This is a genomic window from Actinokineospora sp. UTMC 2448 (genome assembly GCF_024760565.1).
Lineage (GTDB): Bacteria > Actinomycetota > Actinomycetes > Mycobacteriales > Pseudonocardiaceae > Actinokineospora > Actinokineospora fastidiosa.
Genome location: NZ_CP031087.1, coordinates 1,338,721 through 1,360,142 on the forward strand (window position 1 = coordinate 1,338,721; position 21,422 = coordinate 1,360,142).

The 21,422-nt window shown below is 72.3% G+C and carries 14 protein-coding genes and 1 riboswitch; of the genes, 10 read left to right on the forward strand and 4 right to left on the reverse strand.

The window, feature by feature from the left end; genetic code table 11:
• Positions 1 to 66 precede the first annotated feature (66 nt).
• From Actkin_RS06345 to Actkin_RS06355, 3 genes are read left to right on the forward strand one after another with little or no spacing between them, the layout of a single operon-like run.
• Complete coding sequence (locus Actkin_RS06345; RefSeq protein ID WP_189212211.1) at positions 67 to 396, forward strand: YciI family protein; 330 nt, start codon at positions 67 to 69, stop codon at positions 394 to 396.
• Between the two features lies 1 nt (position 397).
• Complete coding sequence (locus tag Actkin_RS06350; protein ID WP_258906346.1) at positions 398 to 1,624, forward strand: RNA polymerase sigma factor; 1,227 nt, start codon at positions 398 to 400, stop codon at positions 1,622 to 1,624.
• Complete coding sequence (locus Actkin_RS06355; RefSeq protein WP_258906347.1) at positions 1,614 to 2,198, forward strand: maleylpyruvate isomerase family mycothiol-dependent enzyme; 585 nt, start codon at positions 1,614 to 1,616, stop codon at positions 2,196 to 2,198. Before Actkin_RS06350 ends, Actkin_RS06355 begins: the two co-directional genes overlap by 11 nt.
• A gap of 593 nt (positions 2,199 to 2,791) precedes the next feature.
• Here the strand turns inward: Actkin_RS06355 and Actkin_RS06360 are convergent.
• Together Actkin_RS06360 and Actkin_RS06365 are read right to left on the reverse strand one after the other, a co-directional pair.
• Positions 2,792 to 3,991 carry an RNA polymerase sigma factor gene (locus Actkin_RS06360; protein ID WP_258906348.1) on the reverse strand — a complete coding sequence of 400 codons (1,200 nt, stop codon included), beginning with the start codon at positions 3,989 to 3,991 and terminating at the stop codon, positions 2,792 to 2,794.
• On the reverse strand, positions 3,988 to 4,356 hold the full coding sequence (locus Actkin_RS06365; RefSeq protein ID WP_258906349.1) for a YciI family protein: 369 nt from the start codon (positions 4,354 to 4,356) through the stop codon (positions 3,988 to 3,990). The genes Actkin_RS06360 and Actkin_RS06365 overlap by 4 nt, the downstream gene beginning before the upstream one ends.
• 226 nt (positions 4,357 to 4,582) lie before the next feature.
• On the opposite strand from Actkin_RS06365, the gene Actkin_RS06370 reads away from it, so the two are divergent.
• Entirely contained in the window at positions 4,583 to 6,124 is a 1,542-nt protein-coding gene (locus Actkin_RS06370; protein ID WP_258907867.1) for an acyl-CoA carboxylase subunit beta, read from the forward strand.
• Positions 6,125 to 6,410: 286 nt separating this feature from the next.
• Entirely contained in the window at positions 6,411 to 7,445 is a 1,035-nt protein-coding gene (gene aroF, locus Actkin_RS06375; RefSeq protein ID WP_258906350.1) for a 3-deoxy-7-phosphoheptulonate synthase, read from the forward strand.
• Positions 7,446 to 7,673: 228 nt separating this feature from the next.
• Here the strand turns inward: aroF and Actkin_RS06380 are convergent, their stop codons facing one another.
• Both Actkin_RS06380 and Actkin_RS06385 read right to left on the reverse strand, forming a co-directional pair.
• On the reverse strand, positions 7,674 to 8,111 hold the full coding sequence (locus Actkin_RS06380) for an SgcJ/EcaC family oxidoreductase (RefSeq protein ID WP_189212205.1): 438 nt from the start codon (positions 8,109 to 8,111) through the stop codon (positions 7,674 to 7,676).
• A gap of 9 nt (positions 8,112 to 8,120) precedes the next feature.
• Positions 8,121 to 9,299 carry an acyl-CoA dehydrogenase family protein gene (locus Actkin_RS06385; protein ID WP_189212204.1) on the reverse strand — a complete coding sequence of 393 codons (1,179 nt, stop codon included), beginning with the start codon at positions 9,297 to 9,299 and terminating at the stop codon, positions 8,121 to 8,123.
• 177 nt (positions 9,300 to 9,476) lie between these two features.
• Here Actkin_RS06385 and Actkin_RS06390 point away from each other — a divergent pair, with 177 nt between their 5' ends.
• From Actkin_RS06390 to metH, 5 genes are all read left to right on the forward strand, one after another.
• Positions 9,477 to 10,934: a multicopper oxidase family protein gene (locus Actkin_RS06390; RefSeq protein ID WP_258906351.1), complete on the forward strand. Its 1,458-nt coding sequence runs from the start codon at positions 9,477 to 9,479 to the stop codon at positions 10,932 to 10,934.
• Between the two features lie 109 nt (positions 10,935 to 11,043).
• Complete coding sequence (locus Actkin_RS06395; protein WP_258906352.1) at positions 11,044 to 16,233, forward strand: type I polyketide synthase; 5,190 nt, start codon at positions 11,044 to 11,046, stop codon at positions 16,231 to 16,233.
• A 10-nt stretch (positions 16,234 to 16,243) separates the two neighbouring features.
• Entirely contained in the window at positions 16,244 to 16,402 is a 159-nt protein-coding gene (locus Actkin_RS06400) for a hypothetical protein (protein ID WP_189212201.1), read from the forward strand.
• Positions 16,403 to 16,472: 70 nt separating this feature from the next.
• A complete protein-coding gene (locus Actkin_RS06405; RefSeq protein WP_258906354.1) occupies positions 16,473 to 17,495 on the forward strand; it encodes a hypothetical protein in 1,023 nt (340 codons plus the stop codon).
• A gap of 38 nt (positions 17,496 to 17,533) precedes the next feature.
• A riboswitch (S-adenosyl-L-homocysteine riboswitch) is annotated at positions 17,534 to 17,612 on the forward strand.
• A gap of 17 nt (positions 17,613 to 17,629) precedes the next feature.
• Positions 17,630 to 21,223: a methionine synthase gene (metH, locus tag Actkin_RS06410; protein ID WP_258906355.1), complete on the forward strand. Its 3,594-nt coding sequence runs from the start codon at positions 17,630 to 17,632 to the stop codon at positions 21,221 to 21,223.
• Positions 21,224 to 21,422: the final 199 nt, after the last annotated feature.

Genomic DNA, 21,422 nt, shown 5'->3' on the forward strand with positions numbered 1-21,422 from the left:
CGCCTCGGTCCGTGCCGCCGTCTCCCGTTCGTCGTATAGGTGTAGGACGACGATGGGAGACGGACAGTGAAGTACATGCTCATGATCTACGCGGGCTCGGCGGACGAGGCGCAGTGCACGTTCGAGGACTGGGTGGCCTACGACAAGACCGTCAAGGACGCGGGCGTGTTCGTCTCCGGGCACACCCTCAAGGACCTCACCACCGCCACGACCGTCCAGGTGGACGCGGCGGGGGAGGCCACCGTGACCGACGGGCCGTACGCGGAGACGCGCGAGGTCCTGGGCGGCTACTACATCATCGACGTGCCGGACCTCGACGTGGCGCTGGACTGGGCGCGGCGGTGCCCGGGGGCGCGGGACGGGGCGGTCGTCGTCCGGCCGGTCGCCGAGTTCTGAGGTGGACTCCGCCGTCTTCCGCGAGGAGCGGGGCAGGCTGCTCGCCGCCCTCGTGCGCCGCTTCGGCGACCTCGACCTGGCCGAGGACGTCGCCTCCGAGGCGATCGAGGCGGCACTGGTGCGCTGGCCGGTCGACGGCGTCCCGGACCGGCCCGGCGCCTGGCTGCTGACCACTGCCCGGCGCCGGGCGGTCGACCGGCTGCGCCGCGACCGGACGTACGCGGCGCGGCTGGCGATCCTGCAGGTCGAGGCGGACCGCGCCGACCCGGCGCCACCGGCGGACGCGACCGCCGACCTGCCCGACGAGCGGCTGCAGCTGTTCTTCACCTGCGCCCACCCGGCGCTGCCCGCCGAGGACCGCGTGGCGCTGACGCTGCGCTGCCTGGCCGGGCTGACCACGGCCGAGGTCGCCCGCGCGTTCCTGGTCCCGACCGCGACGATGAGCAAGCGGATCGTGCGGGCGAAGAACAAGATCCGCGAGGCGCGCATCCCGTTCCGCGTGCCGGGCGCCGACGAGCTGCCGTCGCGGCTGCCCGGGGTGCTGCAGGTCGTGTACTCGGTGTTCACCGAGGGCTACGCGGCCAGCTCCGGTGACGCCCTCCAGCGGCTCGACCTGGCGGCGGAGGCCATCCGGCTGGCGCGCATCCTGCGCCGCCTGCTGCCGGGCGAGCGGGAGGTCGCGGGCCTGCTGGCGCTGATGCTGCTGGTCTTCGCCCGCCGCGACGCCCGCACCGGCCCGTCCGGGGAGCTGGTGCTGCTGGAGGACCAGGACCGGTCCCGCTGGGACCGTCCGATGATCGACGAGGGCCGGGCGCTGGTGGAGACCGCGCTGACCGGGGGTGCGCCCGGCCCGTACGGCGTGCAGGCGGCGATCGCGGCCCTGCACGACGAGGCCGCGTCGGTGGAGTCGACCGACTGGCCGCAGATCGTGGCGCTGTACGACGTGCTGCTGGCCATGACGCCGTCCCCGGTGGTCGCCGTCAACCGCGCCGCTGCCGTCGCGATGCGGGACGGCGCGGAGGCGGGGCTGGCGCTGCTGGACGAGCTGGCGGACGAGCCGCGGCTGCGCGCCTACCACCCCTACGCGTCGGCGCGGGGAGACCTGCTGACCCGGCTGGGCAGGGTCGCCGACGCCGCCGCGGCCTACCGGCAGGCGCTGGAGCTGGCCGGAACGGAACCCGAACGCGCCCACGCGCGCCGACGACTGGAGGAGATCGGTGATTCCTGACTGGACCCGCGCCGAGCGGCTGAGCCTGGCGGACTTCCTGGACGCCCTGACCGACGCCGAGTGGCGCGCCCCGTCGCTGTGTCCCGGCTGGACGGTCCACGACGTGGCCGCCCACATGACCTTGTCGACCCGCACGGGCTGGCGCGAGTGCATCGTGGGGGCGATCCGCGCCCGCGGCGACTTCAACCGGATGGTCGCCCGCGCGGCGACGGAGCGGGCCGCCCGGTTCGACCGGGTGGAGCTGGTCGCCCAACTGCGGGAGACGGCGGGCTCACCCCGCCGTGCTCCCGGGTCGGGCCTCCTCGACCCCCTGGTGGACGCCCTGGTCCACGGCCAGGACGTGGCCCGCGCCCTGGGACGGGTGCGGGAGATGCCGGAGGAGCAGACGGTGGCCGCCCTGGAACACGTCCTGGCCAGCCGGTTCTACGGCGCCCGCAAACGCTTCCGCACCATCCGCCTGGTAGCCACGGACGCCGACTGGACGTCCGGCACCGGCGAGGCCCGCCACGCCCCCTTGGGAGACCTCCTCCTGGCTGCCACCGGCAGAACCGTGACCTTCACGCCAGCGGGATGACCTAGATGATCCCATCATCCAGATGACGACATCATTCGAATGATCGGACCATCTGGATGATGAGACCATCTGAATGAGCGCAACACCCGAGCAGCCTGACTGTTCAGATGATCAGGCCATTTGAAGCGCGCCGAACCGGATGATTTCCCGATCCGAAGGCCCCGACCCTCCGACTGGCCCGACCGTGCGAATGTCCTGGTCATCCAGATGACCTGATCATCCAGATGACCTCATCATCCGAAGGGTCTGATCATCCAGGCGGCTCCGCACCCAGATGGCCTGGTCATCCAGGCAGTTCTGCACCCAGATGGCGTGATCATCCGGGTGCTACCCACTCAGATGGTCTGATCATCCAGACGGCCCGAGCATCCGGATGGCCCGAGCATCCAGATGGTCTCAGCATCCAGATGGTCTGATCATCTAGAGGGGCTCAAATTCCAGATGGTTTGAGCATTCAGATGATCTGATCATTCGGATGGTCGCATCATCTGAACTTGCCAATCCCCGACGGCTCGGATGATCTCGTCATCTGGGCGCTGAAGGTGTGCGGTCGCGTGGATGATGTGACCATCTGGCTTACTCAGATGATGTGGTCATCTGGAAGGGTCAGGGGGATCGGGGCGGAGACGGTCGGCTCGGGTGGTCAGGTAGCGCTGTTCGGGGGCGCTGGCGGTGGCTCGGGCGGCGGCCAGGTAGGCGGCGCGGGCGGCGGTGGGGTCGCCGGTCATCTCCAGCAGGTGGGCGCGGACGGCCGCCAGGCGGTGGTGGTGGGCCACCCGGCTGTCGTCGTCCAGGGTGTCCAGCAGGGCCAGGCCCGCCGACGGCCCCTCCACCATCGCCACCGCCACCGCGTGGCTCAGGGTGACCATCGGGTTCGGCGCGATCCGCGACAGGATGCGGTACAGGACCGCGATCTGCCGCCAGTCCGTCTCCGCCGCCGACGGCGCCTCCGCGTGCACCGCCGCGATCGCCGCCTGCAGGCGGTACGGCCCGAGCCCACCCGTCGACATCGCCGAGGACGCCAGGCGCACGCCCTCCGTGATCTGGTCGCGGTTCCACAGCGTCCGGTCCTGCTCCTCCAGGGGCACCAGACCGCCGTCGGGGGCGGTGCGGGCCGGGCGGCGGGCGTCGGTGAGGAGCATCAGCGCCAGCAGGGCCGTCACCTCCGGCTCGTCGGGCAGCGCCGCGCGGGCCAGGCGGGTGAGGCGGATGGCCTCGGCGGTCAGGTCGGTGTTCAGCAGGTCCGCGCCCGCGCCCGCCGTGTAGCCCTCGTTGAAGATCAGGTACAGCACCTGGAGCACGGCGGGCAGCGCGCCATCGTGCTCGGTGAACCCGCCCCGCACGCGGGCCTTCGCGCGGCTGATGCGCTGGGCCATCGTCGCCTCCGGCACCAGGAACGCCCGGGCGATCTGCGCCGTCGTCAGCCCGCCCACCGCGCGCAGCGTCAACGCCACCTGCGACGACGGCGACAGGTCCGGATGGCAGCACAGGAACAGCAGCCGCAGCGTGTCGTCCACCGCCGACGGCTCCGACGGGACGGTCCGCAGCGCGTCGGCCTCCTCGCGGCGGCGGCGGGCCGACTCGCTGCGCCACATGTCGGTCAGCCTGCGCGTGGCCACCGTCAGCAGCCACGCGCGCGGGTCGTCCGGCATCCCCGAGGGCCACTGGGTGACGGCCGCCAGCAGCGCCTCCTGCACGGCGTCCTCGCACGCGTCGAACTGCCCGTGCCTGCGCACGAGGGTCCCGAGGACCTGCGGGGCCAGCGCCCGCAGGTCCGCCTCGAAGCCGCTCACATCTCCATGCCCGCGTCGAACATGATCTGCCGGACCTCCACGCCCATCCCGGGCACCGCCGCGTCCGGGATCATCGAGGCCAGCTCCAGCGCCCGCGCCTGGCTCTCGCAGTCGACCAGGTAGTACCCGGCCAGGAACTCCTTGGTCTCGATGTACGGCCCGTCGCTGACCACGGGCACGCCGTCGCGCACGCGCACGACCCGCGCCGTGGACGGGTCGGCCAGCGCCTGGGTGTTGATGAACTCGCCGGACTCCCTGATCGCGGCCATGAACCCCTCGTGGGCGTTCATCACCGCCTGGCGCTCGTCCTCGGTCAGCGCCTCCCAGGCGGAGGGGTTCATGTGCAGCATGAGCAGGAACTTCATGGTGTCTCCCTATCAGGTCGGTCACCCCCCGGTCGGAGCCGCCGGCGCCGTTTCGACATCCGTGCGCTCATCGGGTGCACGGCAATCCGAAGGATGAGCGCCACACCACGCTGTGTGAGGGTTGATCGGGACGTTGGGGAGGTAGCACATGACGGCCGCCGAGTCGGAGTACCCGCGGGTGCGGGCGCGCACCGCCAAGGAGCGCAAGGCCGCCCGGCCGCGGCCGATGTGGCTGCTGCGCTCCCAGCTCGCCGAGCTGCGCGACGAGGTCGAGGCGGGCAGGGCCGCGGCCGTGGAGCGCCAGCACGCGCTGGGCAAGCGCACCGCGCGCGAGCGGATCGACCTGCTGCTCGACGAGGACTCCTTCGTCGAGCTGGAGATCTACCGCACGCACCAGGCCCGGGGGTTCGGCCTCGACGGGAACCGCCCGCACTCCGACGGCGTGGTCGCCGGGTCGGGCACGATCGACGGCCGCAGGGTGTTCGTCTACGCCCAGGACTTCACCCTGTTCGGCGGCTCGCTGGGCGCCGCGCACGCCGCGAAGATCCACAAGGTGATGGACCTCGCGCTGGCCGCGGGCGCGCCGCTGATCGGGCTCAACGACAGCGGCGGCGCGCGCATCCAGGAGGGCGCGCTGTCCCTGGACGGCTACGGCGGCATCTTCCGCCGCCACGTGGAGGCGTCCGGGGTCATCCCGCAGATCAGCGTGATCCTCGGCCCGTGCGCGGGCGGCGCCGCCTACTCGCCCGCGCTGGCCGACTTCACCTTCATGGTCCGCGACACCGCGCAGATGTACCTGACCGGGCCGGACGTGGTGAAGACCGTCACCGGCGAGGACGTCACCCACGAGGAACTCGGCGGCGCGGACGTCCACGGCACCCGCTCGGGCGTGGCCACCTTCGTCCACGACGACGAGGAGAGCTGCCTGCACGACGTGCGCTACCTGGTATCGCTGCTGCCGTCGAACAACCTGGAGTCCCCGCCAGCCGAACCGGCCTGCGGGGCGCAGAGCGACGAGCGGCCCCGCCTGGCCGAGATCGTGCCCACCGAGCCCAACCAGCCCTACGACATGCGCGCCGTGCTGGCCGAGCTGGTCGACGACGGCGAGTACATCGAGATCCACGAGCACTGGGCGGGCAACGTCGTCTGCGCGCTCGGCCGCGTCGACGGCGAGGTCGTGGGCGTCGTCGGCAACCAGCCGATGGTGTTCGCGGGCGTGCTGGACAGCCCCGGCGCGCAGAAGGCCGCCCGGTTCGTCCGGTTCTGCGACGCGTTCAACATCCCGCTGGTGACGCTGGTCGACGTGCCCGGCTTCCTGCCCGGCACCGAGCAGGAGTACGGCGGCATCATCCGCCACGGCGCCAAACTGCTGTACGCCTACTGCGAGGCGTCCGTGCCACGGGTGCAGGTGATCGTGCGCAAGGCCTACGGCGGCGCGTACATCGTGATGGACTCGCGCAGCGTCGGCACCGACCTGTCGCTGGCGTGGCCCACCAACGAGATCGCCGTCATGGGCGCGGAGGGCGCGGTCAACGTCCTGCACCGCAAGCGCCTCGCCGAGGCGCCCGACCCGGACGACCTGCGCGCCGAACTCATCCAGGAGTACCGCGAGACCCTCATGTACCCGCTCTACGCCGCAGAGCGCGGCTTGGTCGACGACGTCATCGATCCGGTGCGCACGCGCGCCGCGGTGGCGCGCGGGCTGGCGATGCTGCGCCACAAGCGCAGGCAGGCGCCCCGGCGCAAGCACGGGAACATCCCGCTGTAGCGCTTCCAGCCGCCGTCCCGACCGCGCGCAGCCGCGCGGCCGGGCGGTGCCGTACGCCCGCGACGCCGCCGCGGGCCCGACCCGGCCGGTGAGGAGACGATCAGCACCCTGCCCAGCACGGTCTCGGACGTCGGCGGGCCAGCCGCCGCGCTCCGACCCGCCCACAGCCGCACCGACCCCGCCAGAGCCGGGGTCGGGCACGTGCACCAGCGGGGCGCCGCCGCGCTCCGCCCCGATCGCGCGGCCTGCCTCGCCAGGACCGCGGACGAGGAAAGGAATCGCGCTCATGGTCATCGTGATGTCGTCGGAGGCCACCCCGGCCCAGGTCGCCGAGGTCGTGCGCCGGGTGGAGGCCGAGGGCGGACAGGCGTTCGTCAGCCGCGGTGTCGCCCGGGTCATCATCGGAGTCGTCGGCGAGGTGGAACGCGTGGCCTCCCTCAACCTGGCCGCGCTCCCCGGGGTCGCCAGGGTGAAGCGGGTCAACTCCGGGTACCTGCTGGTCAGCCGGGAGAACCACACCGCGAGGTCGGTCGTCGAGGTCGGCGGTGTCCCCATCGGACCCGACAGCATCACCCTCATCGCCGGTCCGTGCGCGGTGGAGACGCCCGAGCAGACGCTCGCCGCGGCGCGGATGGCCAGGGTCGCGGGCGCCACGCTGCTGCGCGGCGGGGCCTACAAGCCCCGCACGTCCCCCTACGCCTTCCAGGGCCTGGGCGTCGAGGGGCTGCGCATCCTGGCCGACGTGCGGGCCGAGACCGGCCTGCCGGTGGTGACCGAGGTCGTCGCCGCCCGTGACGTCGACGTCGTCGCCGAGCACGCCGACATGCTCCAGGTCGGCACCCGGAACATGCAGAACTTCCAACTGCTGCAGGCCGTCGGCGACGCGGGCAAGCCGGTGATGCTCAAGCGCGGCATGACCGCGACCATCGAGGAGTGGCTGCTCGCCGCCGAGTACATCGCCCAGCGGGGCAACCTCGACATCGTGCTGTGCGAGCGCGGGATCCGCACCTACGAGACCGCGACGCGCAACACGCTCGACGTCGCCGCCGTGCCGGTCGTGCAGCACCTGTCGCACCTCCCGGTGATCGTCGATCCTTCGCACTCCGGCGGCCGCCGCGACCTGGTCATCCCGCTCAGCCGCGCGGGCCTGGCCGCGGGCGCCGACGGGCTGATCGTCGACGTCCACCCGCACCCGGAGACGGCGCTGTGCGACGGCCCACAGGCCCTCGTCGGCGCCGACCTCGTCGAGCTCTCCCGCGCGGTCGCGGTGTTCTCCTCGGTGATGGGCCGGGAGCAGCGCTTCGAGCGGTTGGCCGGGTAGGCCGCATGCCCGCTCCCTGGTGAACACCGCCCGCCGCGACTGTCGTCCGCGGCGGGCGGTGTTTGCCGGGGGGCGACCATCTATCACAAGGATAGGAGTCCGGCGGGCCACCGGTAAGTGAACCGGGAAGCGGTCCGGAGTGAATTCGTCACCGCGCCGGAATCCGTTGGCGCACAACGGCGAACGCCGGAGCACCGTGGTCGGTGCTCCGGCGTTCCGCGATGGGTGTCAGGCGGCCCAGGGCTCGGTCTTGGCGATGAAGCCCTCGGCGTGCAGCGGCGTGTTCATGTACGCCGCGACCTTCCACTGGCCGTTGTCGCGCGCGACGATCCACGCGGCGCGGACCTCGGAGTGGTGGGCCACCTCGGACTCACCGGACTCCAGGATGCCGCCCAGGGAGATCAGCACGGCGGCGTCCGGGCCCAGCGGGCGCAGGTCGATCGGCTTGCCCGCGACCTGGGTGCCCTTGTAGACGCCCTTGAACGCGGCCACCAGGTACTCCTGGACCTGCGCCCGGCCCTTGAGGTGCACGCCGGGCAGCGTCATGGTGCCGTCCTCGGTGAACACGCTCGCGAAGGTCTCCGCGTCGTGGTAGGCCCAGGAGGCGAGGACTTTCTGGGTCAGCGAGGCGATGGCGACCTTGTCGCCGTCGGAGAGCGTGGTCATGGTTCTCCCTCAGATGTAGAGCGTGTTGGGCTCCAGGCCGCACAGGACCCGGCCGTACAGCTCGGCGTTGGTGTTGGGGTGCATCAGCGCGTGCAGGTTGACCGCGGCGACATCGCGGGCGATCCGCTGGATCGGGATGTCGGAGTAGATCGACGACCCGCCGCTGGCCGAGGCGAAGATGTCCACCGCCTCCTTCGACAGCCGGACCACGGCGCCGAGGTCGGCGCGGGCGCGAGCGCGCTCCTCCAGCTTCCACTCCGTCCCGTCGACGCACTTGCCGTCGACGAGGTCGGTCAGCCGGTGGGCGTGGAACTCGGCCTGGTCCAGCTTCATCGTCGCCTCGGCCACCTGCAGGTGGGTCAGCGGCGCCTCGCGCTGGCTCTCGTAGGCGGTGTAGGTGATCTTGCGGTTCGGCAGCCTGCGCAGGAACACGTCGCGGGCGGCGCGGCCCATGCCCAGCGCGGTGCCGACCGACGACGCGGCGGCCACCGGCAGCAGCGGGGCGTTGTAGATGGCCGACCCCGCGTTGCCCCGCGACGCCGACTGGCCCTGCAGCACCGCGGGCAGCGGCACGACGCGCTGCTGCGGGATGAACAGGTCCTTGGCCACGGTGCTCACGCTGCCGGTGCCCTTGAGGCCCGAGGTGTACCAGTCGTCGACGATCAGCAGGTCCGAGATCGGGACCAGCGCCATGATCGGGTACGGCTCGCCCTCCGGCGGCATGAAGATCGCGATGACCTCCTGCCAGTGCGCGTGGTGCGCGCCGCTGATGAACTGCCACTTGCCGGTGACCACCACGCCGCCGTCGGCGGGGGCGGCCATCGCCGAGGGGCTCAGCGTGCCGCAGATGCGGGTGTCGGGCGTGGCGAAGACCTCGTCCTGCACCTCGTCGGGGAACAGGCAGGCCATCCAGCCCGGGATCGTGTAGACCGACGACACCCAGGACGCCGACGCGTCGCCCCTGGCGAGCTCGGCGGCCACGTCGACCAGGGTGCGGGTGTCGGCCTCGAACCCGCCGTAGCGCTTGGGCCTGCGCAGCTTGAACAGCTCGGCGTCGGCCATCGCCTCGACGACCTCGTCGTGCAGGCGGCGGTTCTCCTCGGACCAGTTCGCGTGCTTCTGCAGCAGGGGCGCCAACTTCGCGGCGCGTTGGACAAGTTCCTCTCGCGGCGGAACCTCGGTCGTCATTCGCCTTTCCTCCTACGCGCACTAGGGAATCCCTTCCGTACGGTCGCACCGGGGCCTCTCGTGAGGCACCTTCGGGTGTGCGGGGTTGGGCGCGAAACCGCATGCCGGAAGAGGAATCCCGCGCGCGGGCGGTGGAGGATGTGCGGTGGGGAGGATCTCGACGCACTGGGGGAGTCGATGCTCAACCGCAGGAAGATGCTGGCCGTCGGAGGGGCGGCCGGCGCCGCTCTGCTGGTCTCGTACGGCTGGCGCTCATCGCTGATGGCCGCGCCGCCCGGCCCGGAGACCCACGATCACACCAGCGGGTCTGCGGTGCTGTCGTCGCCGCCGTTCGCGCTGTTCGCCGCCCGGATGCCGGTCGTGCCCGAGCTGGCGCCGGTCGCCCGGACGTCCACATCGGACCTCTACCACCTGCCGGTAGTGCCGAGGAACATCGAGATCCTGCCCGGCCTGCCGACGCCGGTGCTGACCTTCGGCGGCAGCTTCCCCGGGCCCACGATCCGGGCGAGGGCGGGCAGGCGGGTCGTCGTCGCCGTGGAGAACCAGGCCGCGTCACCGGCCAACGTGCACCTGCACGGCGGCCACGTCGCGCCGGAGCACGACGGGCACCCGCTGGACACCATCGCGCCCGCGGCGACCCGGGGGTACTTCTACCCGAACACCCAGCAGGGCGCGACGCTGTGGTACCACGACCACAGCCACCACACCGAGGCCGAGCACGTCTACAAAGGACTGCACGGCGTCTACATCATCGACGACCCCGCCGAGGTCGGCCTCAACCTGCCCTCCGGCGAGTACGACGTGCCGATCAGCCTGCGCGACGCGCTGTTCGACACCAGCGGCAACCTGGTCTTCAGCGGCAACCCGCGCGACCGGGACGTCATCCTGGCCAACGGCGTGCCCGTCCCGCACTTCCCGGTCGCCGCCCGCAAGTACCGGCTGCGGCTGGTCAACGCCGCGACCGAGCGCTCGTTCACCCTCAGCCTGGGCGGCGGTGACGAGATGATCCAGATCGCCTCCGACGGCGGCCTGCTGCCCGCGCCGGTCGCGCGCACCGAGGTGGCCATCAGCTCGGGCGAACGCGTGGAGGTCGTGGTCGACTTCGCCCGCTACCCGGTGGGCAGCCAGGTCGTCCTGTACGACGCGACCGGCCCGGTCCTGCGCTTCGACGTCACCCGCACCGCTGCCGACCGCAGCCGCGTGCCCGCCACGCTGCGGGAACTGCCCGTGCTGCCCGCCGCGACCGTGACCCGCGACGTCGTGTTGGCCTTCGACCGCACCACCGGCTCCGCGCTCGGCGTGGTCAACGGCAAGGTCTTCGACCCGCACCGCGTCGACTTCCAGGTCAGGCGCGGGACCACCGAGGTGTGGAACGTCCACAACGCCGACGTCGAGCCCGCCGTCCCGCACAACTTCCACCTGCACCTGGTGCAGTTCAGCGTGCTCTCGCGCAACGGCGGCCCGCCCGGACCGGACGACCTCGGCCGCAAGGACACCGTCATGCTCGCGCCGGGGGAGACGGTCCAGGTCAAGGCCCACTTCGGCACCGAGCACCTGGGCCGGTACCTGTACCACTGCCACTTCCTGAAGCACTCGTCCCTCGGCATGATGGCGACGATGGAGATCGTCGCCTGAGAAATGCTCGCCGGGTGAGCGGGTTGCTTCACGCAATGTGCGTGCGGTGTCAGAGTTCTGTCAGACGCGGCTGCTTGGGTGTCTGCGAGCGAGCCGGAAGGACAGCATCATGGCGGCAGCGCACGAGCCCGTGGCCATCGTGGGGATCGGACTGCGGACGCCCGGCGGCAGCCGGACACCGGAGGAGTTCGCCGAGTTCCTCGCCGGGGGCGGCAGCGGAATCGGGACCAGGGACGGCCAGGCGGGCGGGTACCTCGACCGCATCGACGAGTTCGACGCGGCCTTCTTCGGCTTGACGCCGGTCGAGGCCCAGTACACCGACCCCACCCACCGGCTGCTGCTGGAGACGGTGTGGGAGGCGCTGGAGAACGCCGCCATCGACCCGACCGGGACCCGGGGCGGCAACGGCGGCGTCTACGTCGGCGCGGGCACCTCCGACTACGCGTTGGAGATCGACCGGCTCCGCGACGAGGACCTCGACGGCGCGCTCGCGGCGGGCATCACGCCGTTCGCGCTGTCCGGGCGGCTGTCGTACTTCCTCGACTGGCGCGGCCCCAGCATGACCGTCGACGCCGCGGGCGCGTCCTCGCTGACCGCGCTGCACCAGGCGATCGTCGGGCTGCGGCGGCGCGAGTGCGAGATCGCGCTGTGCGCCGCGGCCAACACGCTGCACAACCCGCGCCCGCACGCCATCCTCAAGGCCGCGAACGTGCTGTCGAGCGAGGGCCGGGTCAAGGCGTTCGACGACGCCGCCGACGGCTACGTCCGAGCGGAGGGCGCAGCGGCCATCGTCCTCAAGCGCCTGACCGACGCCAAGCGCGACGGCGACCGCGTCCTCGCGGTCGTGCGCGGCACCGCCGTCGGGCAGGACGGCGACGGGCCGGGGATCTCGGTGCCCAACGGCGCCGCCCAGGAGCGGGTCATCCGGGCCGCGCTCGACGACGCCCGGATCGAGCCCGCCGAGGTCTCCTACGTCGAGGCGCACGGCCTCGGCACGCCGCTGGGCGACCCGATCGAGCTGGGCGCGATCGCCGACGTGTTCACCAGCGAGGTCGCGGTCGGGTCGGTGAAGACCAACGTCGGGCACCTCGAACCGGCGGCCGGGCTGGTCGGCCTGGTCAAGGCCGTGCTGCAGATCCAGACCGGGCGCGTCTTCGCGCACCTGAACTTCGAGACGCCGTCGGCGCGCATCCCGTGGGACCGCTACCCGATCACCGTGCCGACGGAGTCCCGGGACTGGGCCGTCGAGCGCCGGTGCGCGGTGGTCAACAGCTTCGGCTTCGGCGGCGCCATCGCGGCCGCGGTCGTCGAGCAGCCGCCCGCGCCGCCGGAGCCCGCCGAGGACGACGGCGCCCACGTGTTCACCCTCTCGGCCAAGAACCGCAGGGCGCTGCGCGCGCAGATCGAGCGCTACCGCGACCACCAGGGCGATCTCGCCGACCTCTGCTACACCGCCGCCGTCGGCCGCGCCCACTTCAAACTGCGCGTCGCAGGCGTGGTGCGCACGGACGCCGACCTGCGCGCCCTGCTCGACCAGGAGCCCGACGACGGGCCGGAGGAGACGCCGAAGGTCGCGTTCCTCTTCGACGACAATCACGTTCAGCACGACGACACCGCCCTGCGCGCGTTCCCCGTCTACCGCGCCGCCGCCGAGGAGTGCGAGCACGCCGGTCACGGGAAGCTGTTCACCACCCAGTACGCGCTCGCGCAGCTGTGGCTGTCGTGGGGCGTCAAGCCCGGGATCATGGTCGGGCGCGGGACCGGCGAGATCGTCGCCGCCACGGTGTCCGGCCTGTTCACCGTGACCGACGCGGCGAAGGTCGTGGCTGGCGACCTCGACGGCGTCCGGTTCGGCGAGACCACGCTGGCCTTCGTCGCCGCGCTCTCCGGCAAGGTCGCCCGCCGGGGCGAGATCACCAAGCCGGACTACTGGGTCCGGCAGGCCGCCGAGCCCCCCGACTTCGCCGCCGCCCTGGGCGCGGTCGAGCGCCGCGGCGCGCACGTCCTGCTCGAACTCGGCCCGCCGACCGGCGAGCCCGGCAGGCTGCCCTGCCTCGGCGGCGACGACGCCCACCTGCGCGCGCTGGCCGAGCTGTACCGGCAGGGCGTCGCCGTGCGGTGGGCCGGTTTCTACCGAGGCCGCGAGCGTGTCAAGGCCGTGCTGCCCACCTACGCCTTCGACCGCAAGCGCTTCTGGCTGCCCGCCCCCGCGCCCCGCCTCGACGCCCAGCACCACCCCCTGCTGGGCGTCGAGGCCGACTGGCCGCAGGGACGGGAGTTCCGCGCGGTCATCAGCCCCGACCACCCGGCCTACCTCGCCGACCACGTCGTCGGCGGCCAGGTCGTGTTCCCCGGCGCGGGCTACGTGGAGATCCTGCTGGCCCTGCAGGACGCCGTCTTCGGCGACGCGGGCCGCACGCTCACCGAGGTCCGCATCCGCGAGCCGCTGTTCGTCACCGAGCACACCGAGCTGCGCACGCGGGTCTGCCACGCGGGCGCCGCGGAGATCCTCAGCGTGGTGGACGGCGGCGTCGAGCGCGTGCACGCCACCGCGATGCTCGGCGGGGCGCGCCACCACGCCGACCCCGGCCCGCCCGGGCGCGACCTGCGCGCGCGGGCCTCCGGCGCGGGGCGGGCCGACGACGTGCGCGAGACCGAGGAGCTGTACCCGGACTTCGCCGCCGTCGGCATGGGCTACGGGCCAGCGTTCCAACGCATCCGCGCGGCCTTCCAGTTCGGCGCCGACTTCGCGGTGGGCGACCTGCGCGGCGAGCGCACCGCCGGGATGGAGTTCCTGCCGCCGCCGGTGCTCGACGGCGCGCTGCACACCATCGCCCCGCTGATCGACGACGGCCACAACTACCTGCCGGTGCGCTTCGGCGAGGTGCGGCTGTTCAAGAAGCCCAAGTCCGACGACCTGCGGGTCCTGCTGCGGCTGACCGACGGCGAGGACGACCGCACCGCCGACCTGCTGGTGCTGGAGGACGACGAGCCGGTGGTCGAGGTGCGCGGCCTGGGCTTCAAGCGGCTGGCGGCCGGTCCCGGCTTCCTGCACCGCCGGGTCTGGGTGAAGCGCTCGCAGCTGCCGCCCGCCGGGGACGAGCCCCGCCACGTGCAGTTCATCGGCGGCGACGCCGCCGTCTACGCCGAGCGCGCCAAGGAACTCGGCGTGCAGCTCTCCACCGGCGACGAGCCGCTCGACGGGGTCACCGACGTGTGCTGGTTCTGGCGGCCGGACGCCGAGGCGCCCGCCTGCCCGGGGAAGCGGCTGTGGGTCGTCACCGAGCGGGCGCAGTGGCTGCCCGGCGACACCGGGTCGACACCCGCGGCCGTCTGGGGAGCGGACGCGCCGGGCATCCTGGTCGACCTGCCGCCGGGCGGCGATCCGGCGTTCGCCCAGGAGTGGGTCCGCGACACCGTGGAGCCCCGCCTGGCCTACCGCGACGGCCACCGGTACGTGCGCAGGCTGCTGCCCGCGGCCAAGCCGAGCGACGAGAACATCGCGCTGACCATCACCGAGCACGGCCGCTTCGCCGACATCAAGCCGCTGCCTGCGCCCGACGAGCTGCCGTCCGGGTCCGACATCCAGGTGCGCGTGCACGCGGCGGGGCTGAACTTCAAGGACGTCCTCAACGCCCTGGGCATGCTCAAGCAGCACGCGGAGAGCACGGGCGCGGAGTACGCGGCGCAGCCGCTCGGGTTCGAGTGCGCGGGCACCGTCCTGGCGGCGGGCCCGACCGCGTCGTTCGCGCCGGGGGACGAGGTCATCGTCAACTACTCCGGCCTGATGCGGCGGCGGGTGACCGTCCCGTCGGTGACGGCTGTCGCCAAGCCCGCCCGCCTGACCTGGGCGGAGGCGGCCGGGCAGGCGTCGGCGTACGTGACGGCGCACTACGCCCTGCACCACCTGGCCCGCATGAAGGCGGGCGACCGCGTGCTGATCCACGCCGCCGCGGGCGGCGTCGGGCAGGCCGCGGTCCAGCTGGCGAGGGCGGCGGGCGCGGAGGTGTACGCGACGGCGAGCCCGCACAAGTGGCCCGTCCTCGCCGCGCAGGGCGTCGAGCACCTGATGAACTCGCGCACCCTCGACTTCGCCGACCAGATCCCCGGCGGCGTCGACATCGTGCTGAACAGCCTGAACAAGGAGTTCATCCCGGCGGGCCTGCGCACCCTGGCCGACGGCGGCCGGTTCATCGAGCTGGGCAAGGTGGGCGTGTGGGCGCCGGAGCAGGTGGCCGCCGAGTACCCGCACGTCGAGTACCACAACTTCGACTTCAGCGAGCTGCCCGCCGACGAGGTGACCCGCATCAACCGCGAGATCATGACCGACGTGGCCACCCGCCTGGCCCGAGGCGACCTCGACCCGGTCACCACGACGGCCTACACCCTCGACGAGGTGGAGGAGGCCTTCGGCGTCCTCAGCCGGGGCGCCAACGTCGGCAAACTGGTCCTGGCCTTCGACCAGCCCGCGCCCCGCCCGGTCGCCGTCCGCCCGGACCGCACGTACGTCATCACCGGCGCGGACACGGAACTGGGCAGGCTCACCGAGGCCAAGCTGACCGCCATGGGCGCGACCCACCTGGCGCTGGTCACCAACGCGGACGACCTGGCCGGATTGACCGGCCGCCCGCCGGTCGGCGGGGTCGTGCACGCCGCCGAGGACCCGGGGCTGGCGTGGGCCCTGCACGAGGCCGCCTTCCCCGACCTGGACTTCTTCGTCACCTACTCGCGGCTGGCCGCCCTGGTCGGCATCGAGCACCGGCCCGAGGACGAGGCGCTCGACCACCTCGCGCACCGCAGGGCCAACGCCGGGCTCCCCGCGCTCAACATCGCCTGGGGCCCGCTCGGCGAGGCGCGGGACGGGCTGCACGCCGTCACCCCGGCCAAGGCCATGCGCACCTTCGCCGCCCTGCTGGGCACGCCCGACGTGTCGGTCACGGCGGGGGCGGGCGACTGGACCGCCGAGCCGCTGTTCGAGGCCCTCGCCAAGGCCGACGGCGGGGCGACCGGCGCCCAGATCGACCGGGCCGCCCTGCTGTCCCTCCCGCCGGACGAGCGCCGGGCGGCCGTCGAGGACTTCATCCGCGTCAAGGTCGCCGAGGTCCTGCGCTTCCCCGACGCCGACGAGGTGGGGCCCCGCACGAAGTTCGCCCGACTCGGCCTGGACTCGCTGGTGGCCGTCGAGCTGAAGAACGCGCTGGAGGCCGCCTTCGCCGTCCCCCTGCCCGCCGCCGTGGCCTTCGACCACCCGACGGCCGCCCAGCTCGCCGAGTTCCTGGACGGCCTGCTGACCGGCTGAGGGAGACCCGATGTCCGAACTGCTCCTCCTCTCCATCCACCTCGACGACGACGCCGACGGCGAACCCACCGCCCGCACCGTCACCGTCCACCACCCCTCGGGCCGCCGCTTCGTCGTCGCCGAGATCGCCGACACCGAGGAGACCGAGTCGGACGCCTCGATCTGGTGACCGACGGGGTGGGGCCCGGCCCCGCGCCGAGATCTACCTCCCCGGGCGGCGCGCGGGTACGGTGCGGGGCGTGTCACAGCCTCCACGCGACCCGTACCAGCAGCGTCCCGGCGGTTACCCGAGGCAGCCCGGCCACGGGCAGCGGCAAGGCGACGCCCAGCAGCGTGGTTACCCGAGGGAGCCCGGCTATCCGGACTCCCCCTACCGGGACGACCGGCGCTCGGCCTACCCCGACGGCGCCTACCCGGCGGGCCAGCACCCGTACCCGACCGCCGATCAGCACTCCGCGTACCAGGACGAGCGCTACGGCGACCAGCGTTCGAGCTACCAGGACGAGCGCTACGGTGATCACCGTTCCGGCTACCAGGCAGAGCGCTACGGCGACCAGCGCTCTGCCTATCCCGACCACCGCGAGCAGCGTGCGTCCCAGCCGAGCCGTCCGCCCCAGCAGCCCCGCCAGCCCCAGCCCTCCCGCTCCCGGGGCAGGCGCGTCCTCGGCCTCGGGCTGACCCTCGCCATCCTCGGCGCGCTCGTCCTGCTGGTCAGCGTCACGCTCCTGCCCTGGGTCGACGGCGGCGTCTCGCTCGCGGGCCTCTGGGACAGGGTGACCGGGGTCCAGGACATGGGCTTCGGCGACTGGTACGTCCTCGTCGCCGGGTATCCGCTGGTCGCGCTCGGCATCCTGCTGTCATTCGCCGCCGTGCTCGAATCGGTGGCGATGAAGGTGATCTGGGTCGCGCTGACGGTGCTCGGCCTCGGGTACGTCGCCTTCCGCTACGGCATCGGGCCCCTTACCGGATTGTTCGGCGAGGAGAGCGGCTTCTCACTTGTTGAGATCGGCGTGGCCGCCGCGGCGCTCGCGGGCATCGTTGTGGTGCTGTTCGTGCTCAAGTCGGCCGTGGGGATGTTCCGGCGGATCGCCGGTCTGGTCCTCTTGGGACTGTCCGGTGTGCACATCAGCGCGGTCGTGGATCTTGTCAGCGCCAACGGTTTCGGCGAACTGAGCGCTGGCGCGTACGGTCCCGCGCTGGGCTACCTGCTGGCCGGGGCCGCCGCGTTCGTGGGTCCGGGGAGCCTGGTACCCGGGCGCTGACCGATGGCATCATTTTCGGCGGTGAGGTAATTTCGTCCGTGGCCGAGAGGCGCTGCAACGGACTACGGTCCGCCACGCTCGGCCGGGTCCACCGCGAAGCAAGGGCGCCTCCCACGACAAACGGGAGGTGACGGGTGCGCACAACGCTGACGGAGCTGCTGGACCAGCGGATCGCGGTCCTGGACGGAGCATGGGGAACCATGCTCCAGGGCGCCAAGCTCACCCCGCGGGACTACCGCGGGGACCTCATCGGCGACCACCCGTGCGACGTCACCGGTGACCCGGACCTGCTCAACCTGACCCGCCCGGACGTCATCCTCGACATCCACCGCCAGTACCTGCGCGCGGGCGCGGACATCACCACCACCAACACGTTCACCGCCACCAGCATCGGCCAGGCCGACTACCAGCTGCAGCCGCTGGTGCGCGAGATGAACCTGCGCGGCGCCCAGCTGGCCCGCCAGGCCGCCGACGAGTTCGGCGGGCGGTTCGTCGCCGGGTCCATCGGCCCCCTCAACGTCACCCTGTCGCTGTCGCCGAAGGTCGACGACCCCGCCTACCGGGCCGTCGGGTTCGACGAGGTCGCGGAGGCCTACGCCGAGCAGATCGCCGCGCTCGCCGAGGGCGGGGTCGACCTGCTGCTCATCGAGACCGTCTTCGACACGCTCAACGCCAAGGCCGCGGTGGCCGCCGCGCGCGAGGTCGCCCCGCACCTGCCGCTGTGGGTGTCGGTCACCATCGTCGACCTGTCCGGCCGCACCCTGTCCGGGCAGACGGTCGAGGCGTTCTGGAGCTCGATCGAGCACGCGAACCCGCTGGTCGTGGGCCTGAACTGCGCGCTGGGCGCCGAGGAGATGCGCCCGCACGCCGCCGAGATGGCGCGCCTGGCGGGCACCTACACCGCCTGCCACCCCAACGCGGGCCTGCCGAACGCCTTCGGCGGCTACGACCAGACCGCAGACGAGACCGCCCGGCTGCTCGGCGGGTTCGCCGCCGAGGGCATGGTCAACATCGTCGGCGGCTGCTGCGGCACCACGCCCGAGCACATCGCCAAGATCGCCGCCGCTGTCGAGGGCGTCGCGCCCCGGCACGTGCCCGCGCCGCCCGCCGCCACCCGGTTCAGCGGGCTCGAGCCCTTCGGCATCGGCGCGGACACCGGCTTCGTCATGATCGGCGAGCGCACCAACGTCACCGGCTCGGCCAAGTTCCGCAGGCTCATCGAGGCCAAGGACTACCAGGCCGCCGTCGACGTCGCGCTCGACCAGGTGCGCGGCGGGGCGAACCTGCTCGACGTCAACATGGACGCCGACCTGCTCGACAGCGAGCAGGCGATGACCACCTTCCTGAACCTGATCGCCACCGAGCCCGAGGTGGCGCGCATCCCGATCGTCATCGACAGCTCGCGCTGGAGCGTGCTGGAGGCCGGGCTCAAGTGCGTGCAGGGCAAGGGCGTGGTCAACTCGATCAGCCTCAAGGAGGGCGAGGGCCCGTTCCTGGAGCAGGCCCGCCGCATCCGCGACTTCGGCGCGGGCGTGGTCGTCATGGCCTTCGACGAGCAGGGCCAGGCCGACACCGCCGACCGCAAGGTGGAGATTTGCGGCCGCGCCTACGACCTGCTGACCCGCAAGGCGGGCTTCCCGCCGGAAGACATCATCTTCGACCCGAACGTGCTCGCCGTGGCCACCGGCATCAGCGAGCACGACAACTACGCCAAGGAGTTCCTCGACGCGCTGCCCCGGATCAAGGAGCGCTGTCCGGGCGCGCGCACCAGCGGCGGCATCTCCAACCTGTCGTTCTCCTTCCGCGGCAACGACGTCGTCCGCGAGGCCATGCACTCGGCGTTCCTGTTCCACGCCGTGCGGCTGGGCCTGGACATGGGCATCGTCAACGCGGGCCAGCTCGCGGTCTACCAGGACATCCCCGCCGACCTGCTGGAGCTGGTCGAGGACGTCCTTTTCGCCCGCAGGCCCGACGCGACCGACCGCCTGGTGGCTTTTGCCGAGACCTTCAACGGCAAGAGCAAGAAGCGCGAGGTCGACCTGTCCTGGCGCGAGGCCCCGGTCGCCGAGCGGCTGGCGCACGCGCTCGTGCACGGCATCGTCGACTTCATCGAGGAGGACACCGAGGAGGCGCGCGCGGTCGCAGCCCGGCCGCTCGACGTCATCGAGGGTCCGCTGATGGACGGCATGAAGATCGTCGGCGACCTGTTCGGCTCGGGCAAGATGTTCCTCCCGCAGGTGGTCAAGAGCGCCCGCGTGATGAAGCGGTCGGTGGCCTACCTGGAGCCGTTCATGGAGGCCGAGAAGGCCAGGCTCGCCGAGGCGGGCACGGCGTCGCGGGGCAACGGCAAGGTCGTGCTGGCCACGGTGAAGGGCGACGTCCACGACATCGGCAAGAACATCGTCGGCGTCGTGCTGGGCTGCAACAACTACGACGTCATCGACCTCGGCGTGATGGTGCCCGCTGCGAAGATCCTGGACACCGCGGTCGCCGAGGGCGCCGACGCCATCGGCCTGTCCGGGCTGATCACGCCGTCGCTGGACGAGATGGTGGCCGTGGCCACCGAGATGCAGCGCCGCGGCCTCAAGCTGCCGCTGCTGATCGGCGGCGCGACGACGTCCCGCCAGCACACCGCGGTCCGCATCGCGCCCGCGTACGACAGCACGACGGTGCATGTGCTCGACGCCTCCCGCGTGGTCGGCGTCGTCTCCGACCTGCTCGACCCCGACCGCGCCGCCGCGCTGGCCGAGGCCACCCGCACCGAGCAGGCGCGGCTGCGCGAGCAGCACGAGGCCCGCGAGCGCAGCCCGATGCTGTCGCTGGAGAAGGCCAGGGCCAACCCGGAGCGGGTCGACTTCGACGACCTGCCGGTGCCCGCGTTCACCGGCGTCCGGCAGGTGAGCCCGTCGATCGCCGAACTGCGCGAGATGATCGACTGGCAGTTCCTGTTCCTGGCGTGGGAGCTGCGCGGCAAGTACCCGGCGATCCTGGAGCAGCCGGTCGCCCGCGAGCTGTTCGACGACGCGAACACCCTGCTGGACGAGATCATCGCCAACGGCTCGTTCACCGCGCGCGGCGCGTACGGCTTCTGGCCCGCGCGCTCCGACGGCGACGACATCCTGCTCGACGGCGGCCCCGCCTTCCCCATGCTGCGCCAGCAGACGCAGAAGCCCGAAGGCCGCCCGAACCGCTGCCTCGCCGACTACATCGCCCCCGAAGGCGACCACCTCGGCGGCTTCGCCGTGGCCATCCACGGCGCGGAGGACCTGGCCGCGCACTACGAGGCCCAGCACGACGACTACCGCGCCATCATGGTCAAGGCGCTGGCCGACCGGCTGGCCGAGGCGTTCGCCGAGCACCTGCACCTGCGGGCCCGCCGGGAGTGGTTCGAGCCGGACGCCGACCCGGCGATCGAGGACCTGCACGCCGAGCGCTTCCGCGGCATCCGCCCGGCGCTGGGCTACCCGGCCTCGCCGGACCACAGCCTCAAGCGCGACCTGTTCGACCTGCTGGACTCCGCGGCCATCGGCATGGGCCTGACCGACTCGTTCGCGATGACCCCGGCGGCCAGCGTCAGCGGCCTGATCTTCGCGCACCCGGCCTCGCGCTACTTCACCGTCGGCAGGCTCGGCCGCGACCAGGTGAAGGACTACGCGATCCGGCGCGGCCTCCCGGTGCCCGAGGTGGAGCGCTGGCTGCGCCCGAACCTGGCCTACGACCCGGACTAGGCCCCCGCGCGCGTCCCACGGCGGCGCCATCGCCCGACTCGGCTCGGGTGGTGGCGCCGCCGTCGTGATTGGAATCCCAAGACAACCCCTGTCTGCGGAATTGGGTTTGTGCTACAACTGTCCACGTGCGGATTAGCACGTGGTTGATGACTTGCTGACCAGCGGTTTTCGCTTTCGAACTCACATTATTATCAGGTCC

What these genes read in the sequence shown, in the direction of transcription:
- Actkin_RS06365 (WP_258906349.1), bottom strand. Translation starts at nt 4,356, where the DNA reads ATGAAGTTCCTGCTCATGCTGCACATGAACCCCTCCGCCTGGGAGGCG.
- Actkin_RS06370 (WP_258907867.1), top strand. Translation starts at nt 4,583, where the DNA reads ATGTGGCTGCTGCGCTCCCAGCTCGCCGAGCTGCGCGACGAGGTCGAG.
- aroF (WP_258906350.1), top strand. Translation starts at nt 6,411, where the DNA reads ATGGTCATCGTGATGTCGTCGGAGGCCACCCCGGCCCAGGTCGCCGAG.
- Actkin_RS06380 (WP_189212205.1), bottom strand. Translation starts at nt 8,111, where the DNA reads ATGACCACGCTCTCCGACGGCGACAAGGTCGCCATCGCCTCGCTGACC.
- Actkin_RS06385 (WP_189212204.1), bottom strand. Translation starts at nt 9,299, where the DNA reads ATGACGACCGAGGTTCCGCCGCGAGAGGAACTTGTCCAACGCGCCGCG.
- Actkin_RS06390 (WP_258906351.1), top strand. Translation starts at nt 9,477, where the DNA reads ATGCTCAACCGCAGGAAGATGCTGGCCGTCGGAGGGGCGGCCGGCGCC.
- Actkin_RS06395 (WP_258906352.1), top strand. Translation starts at nt 11,044, where the DNA reads ATGGCGGCAGCGCACGAGCCCGTGGCCATCGTGGGGATCGGACTGCGG.
- Actkin_RS06400 (WP_189212201.1), top strand. Translation starts at nt 16,244, where the DNA reads ATGTCCGAACTGCTCCTCCTCTCCATCCACCTCGACGACGACGCCGAC.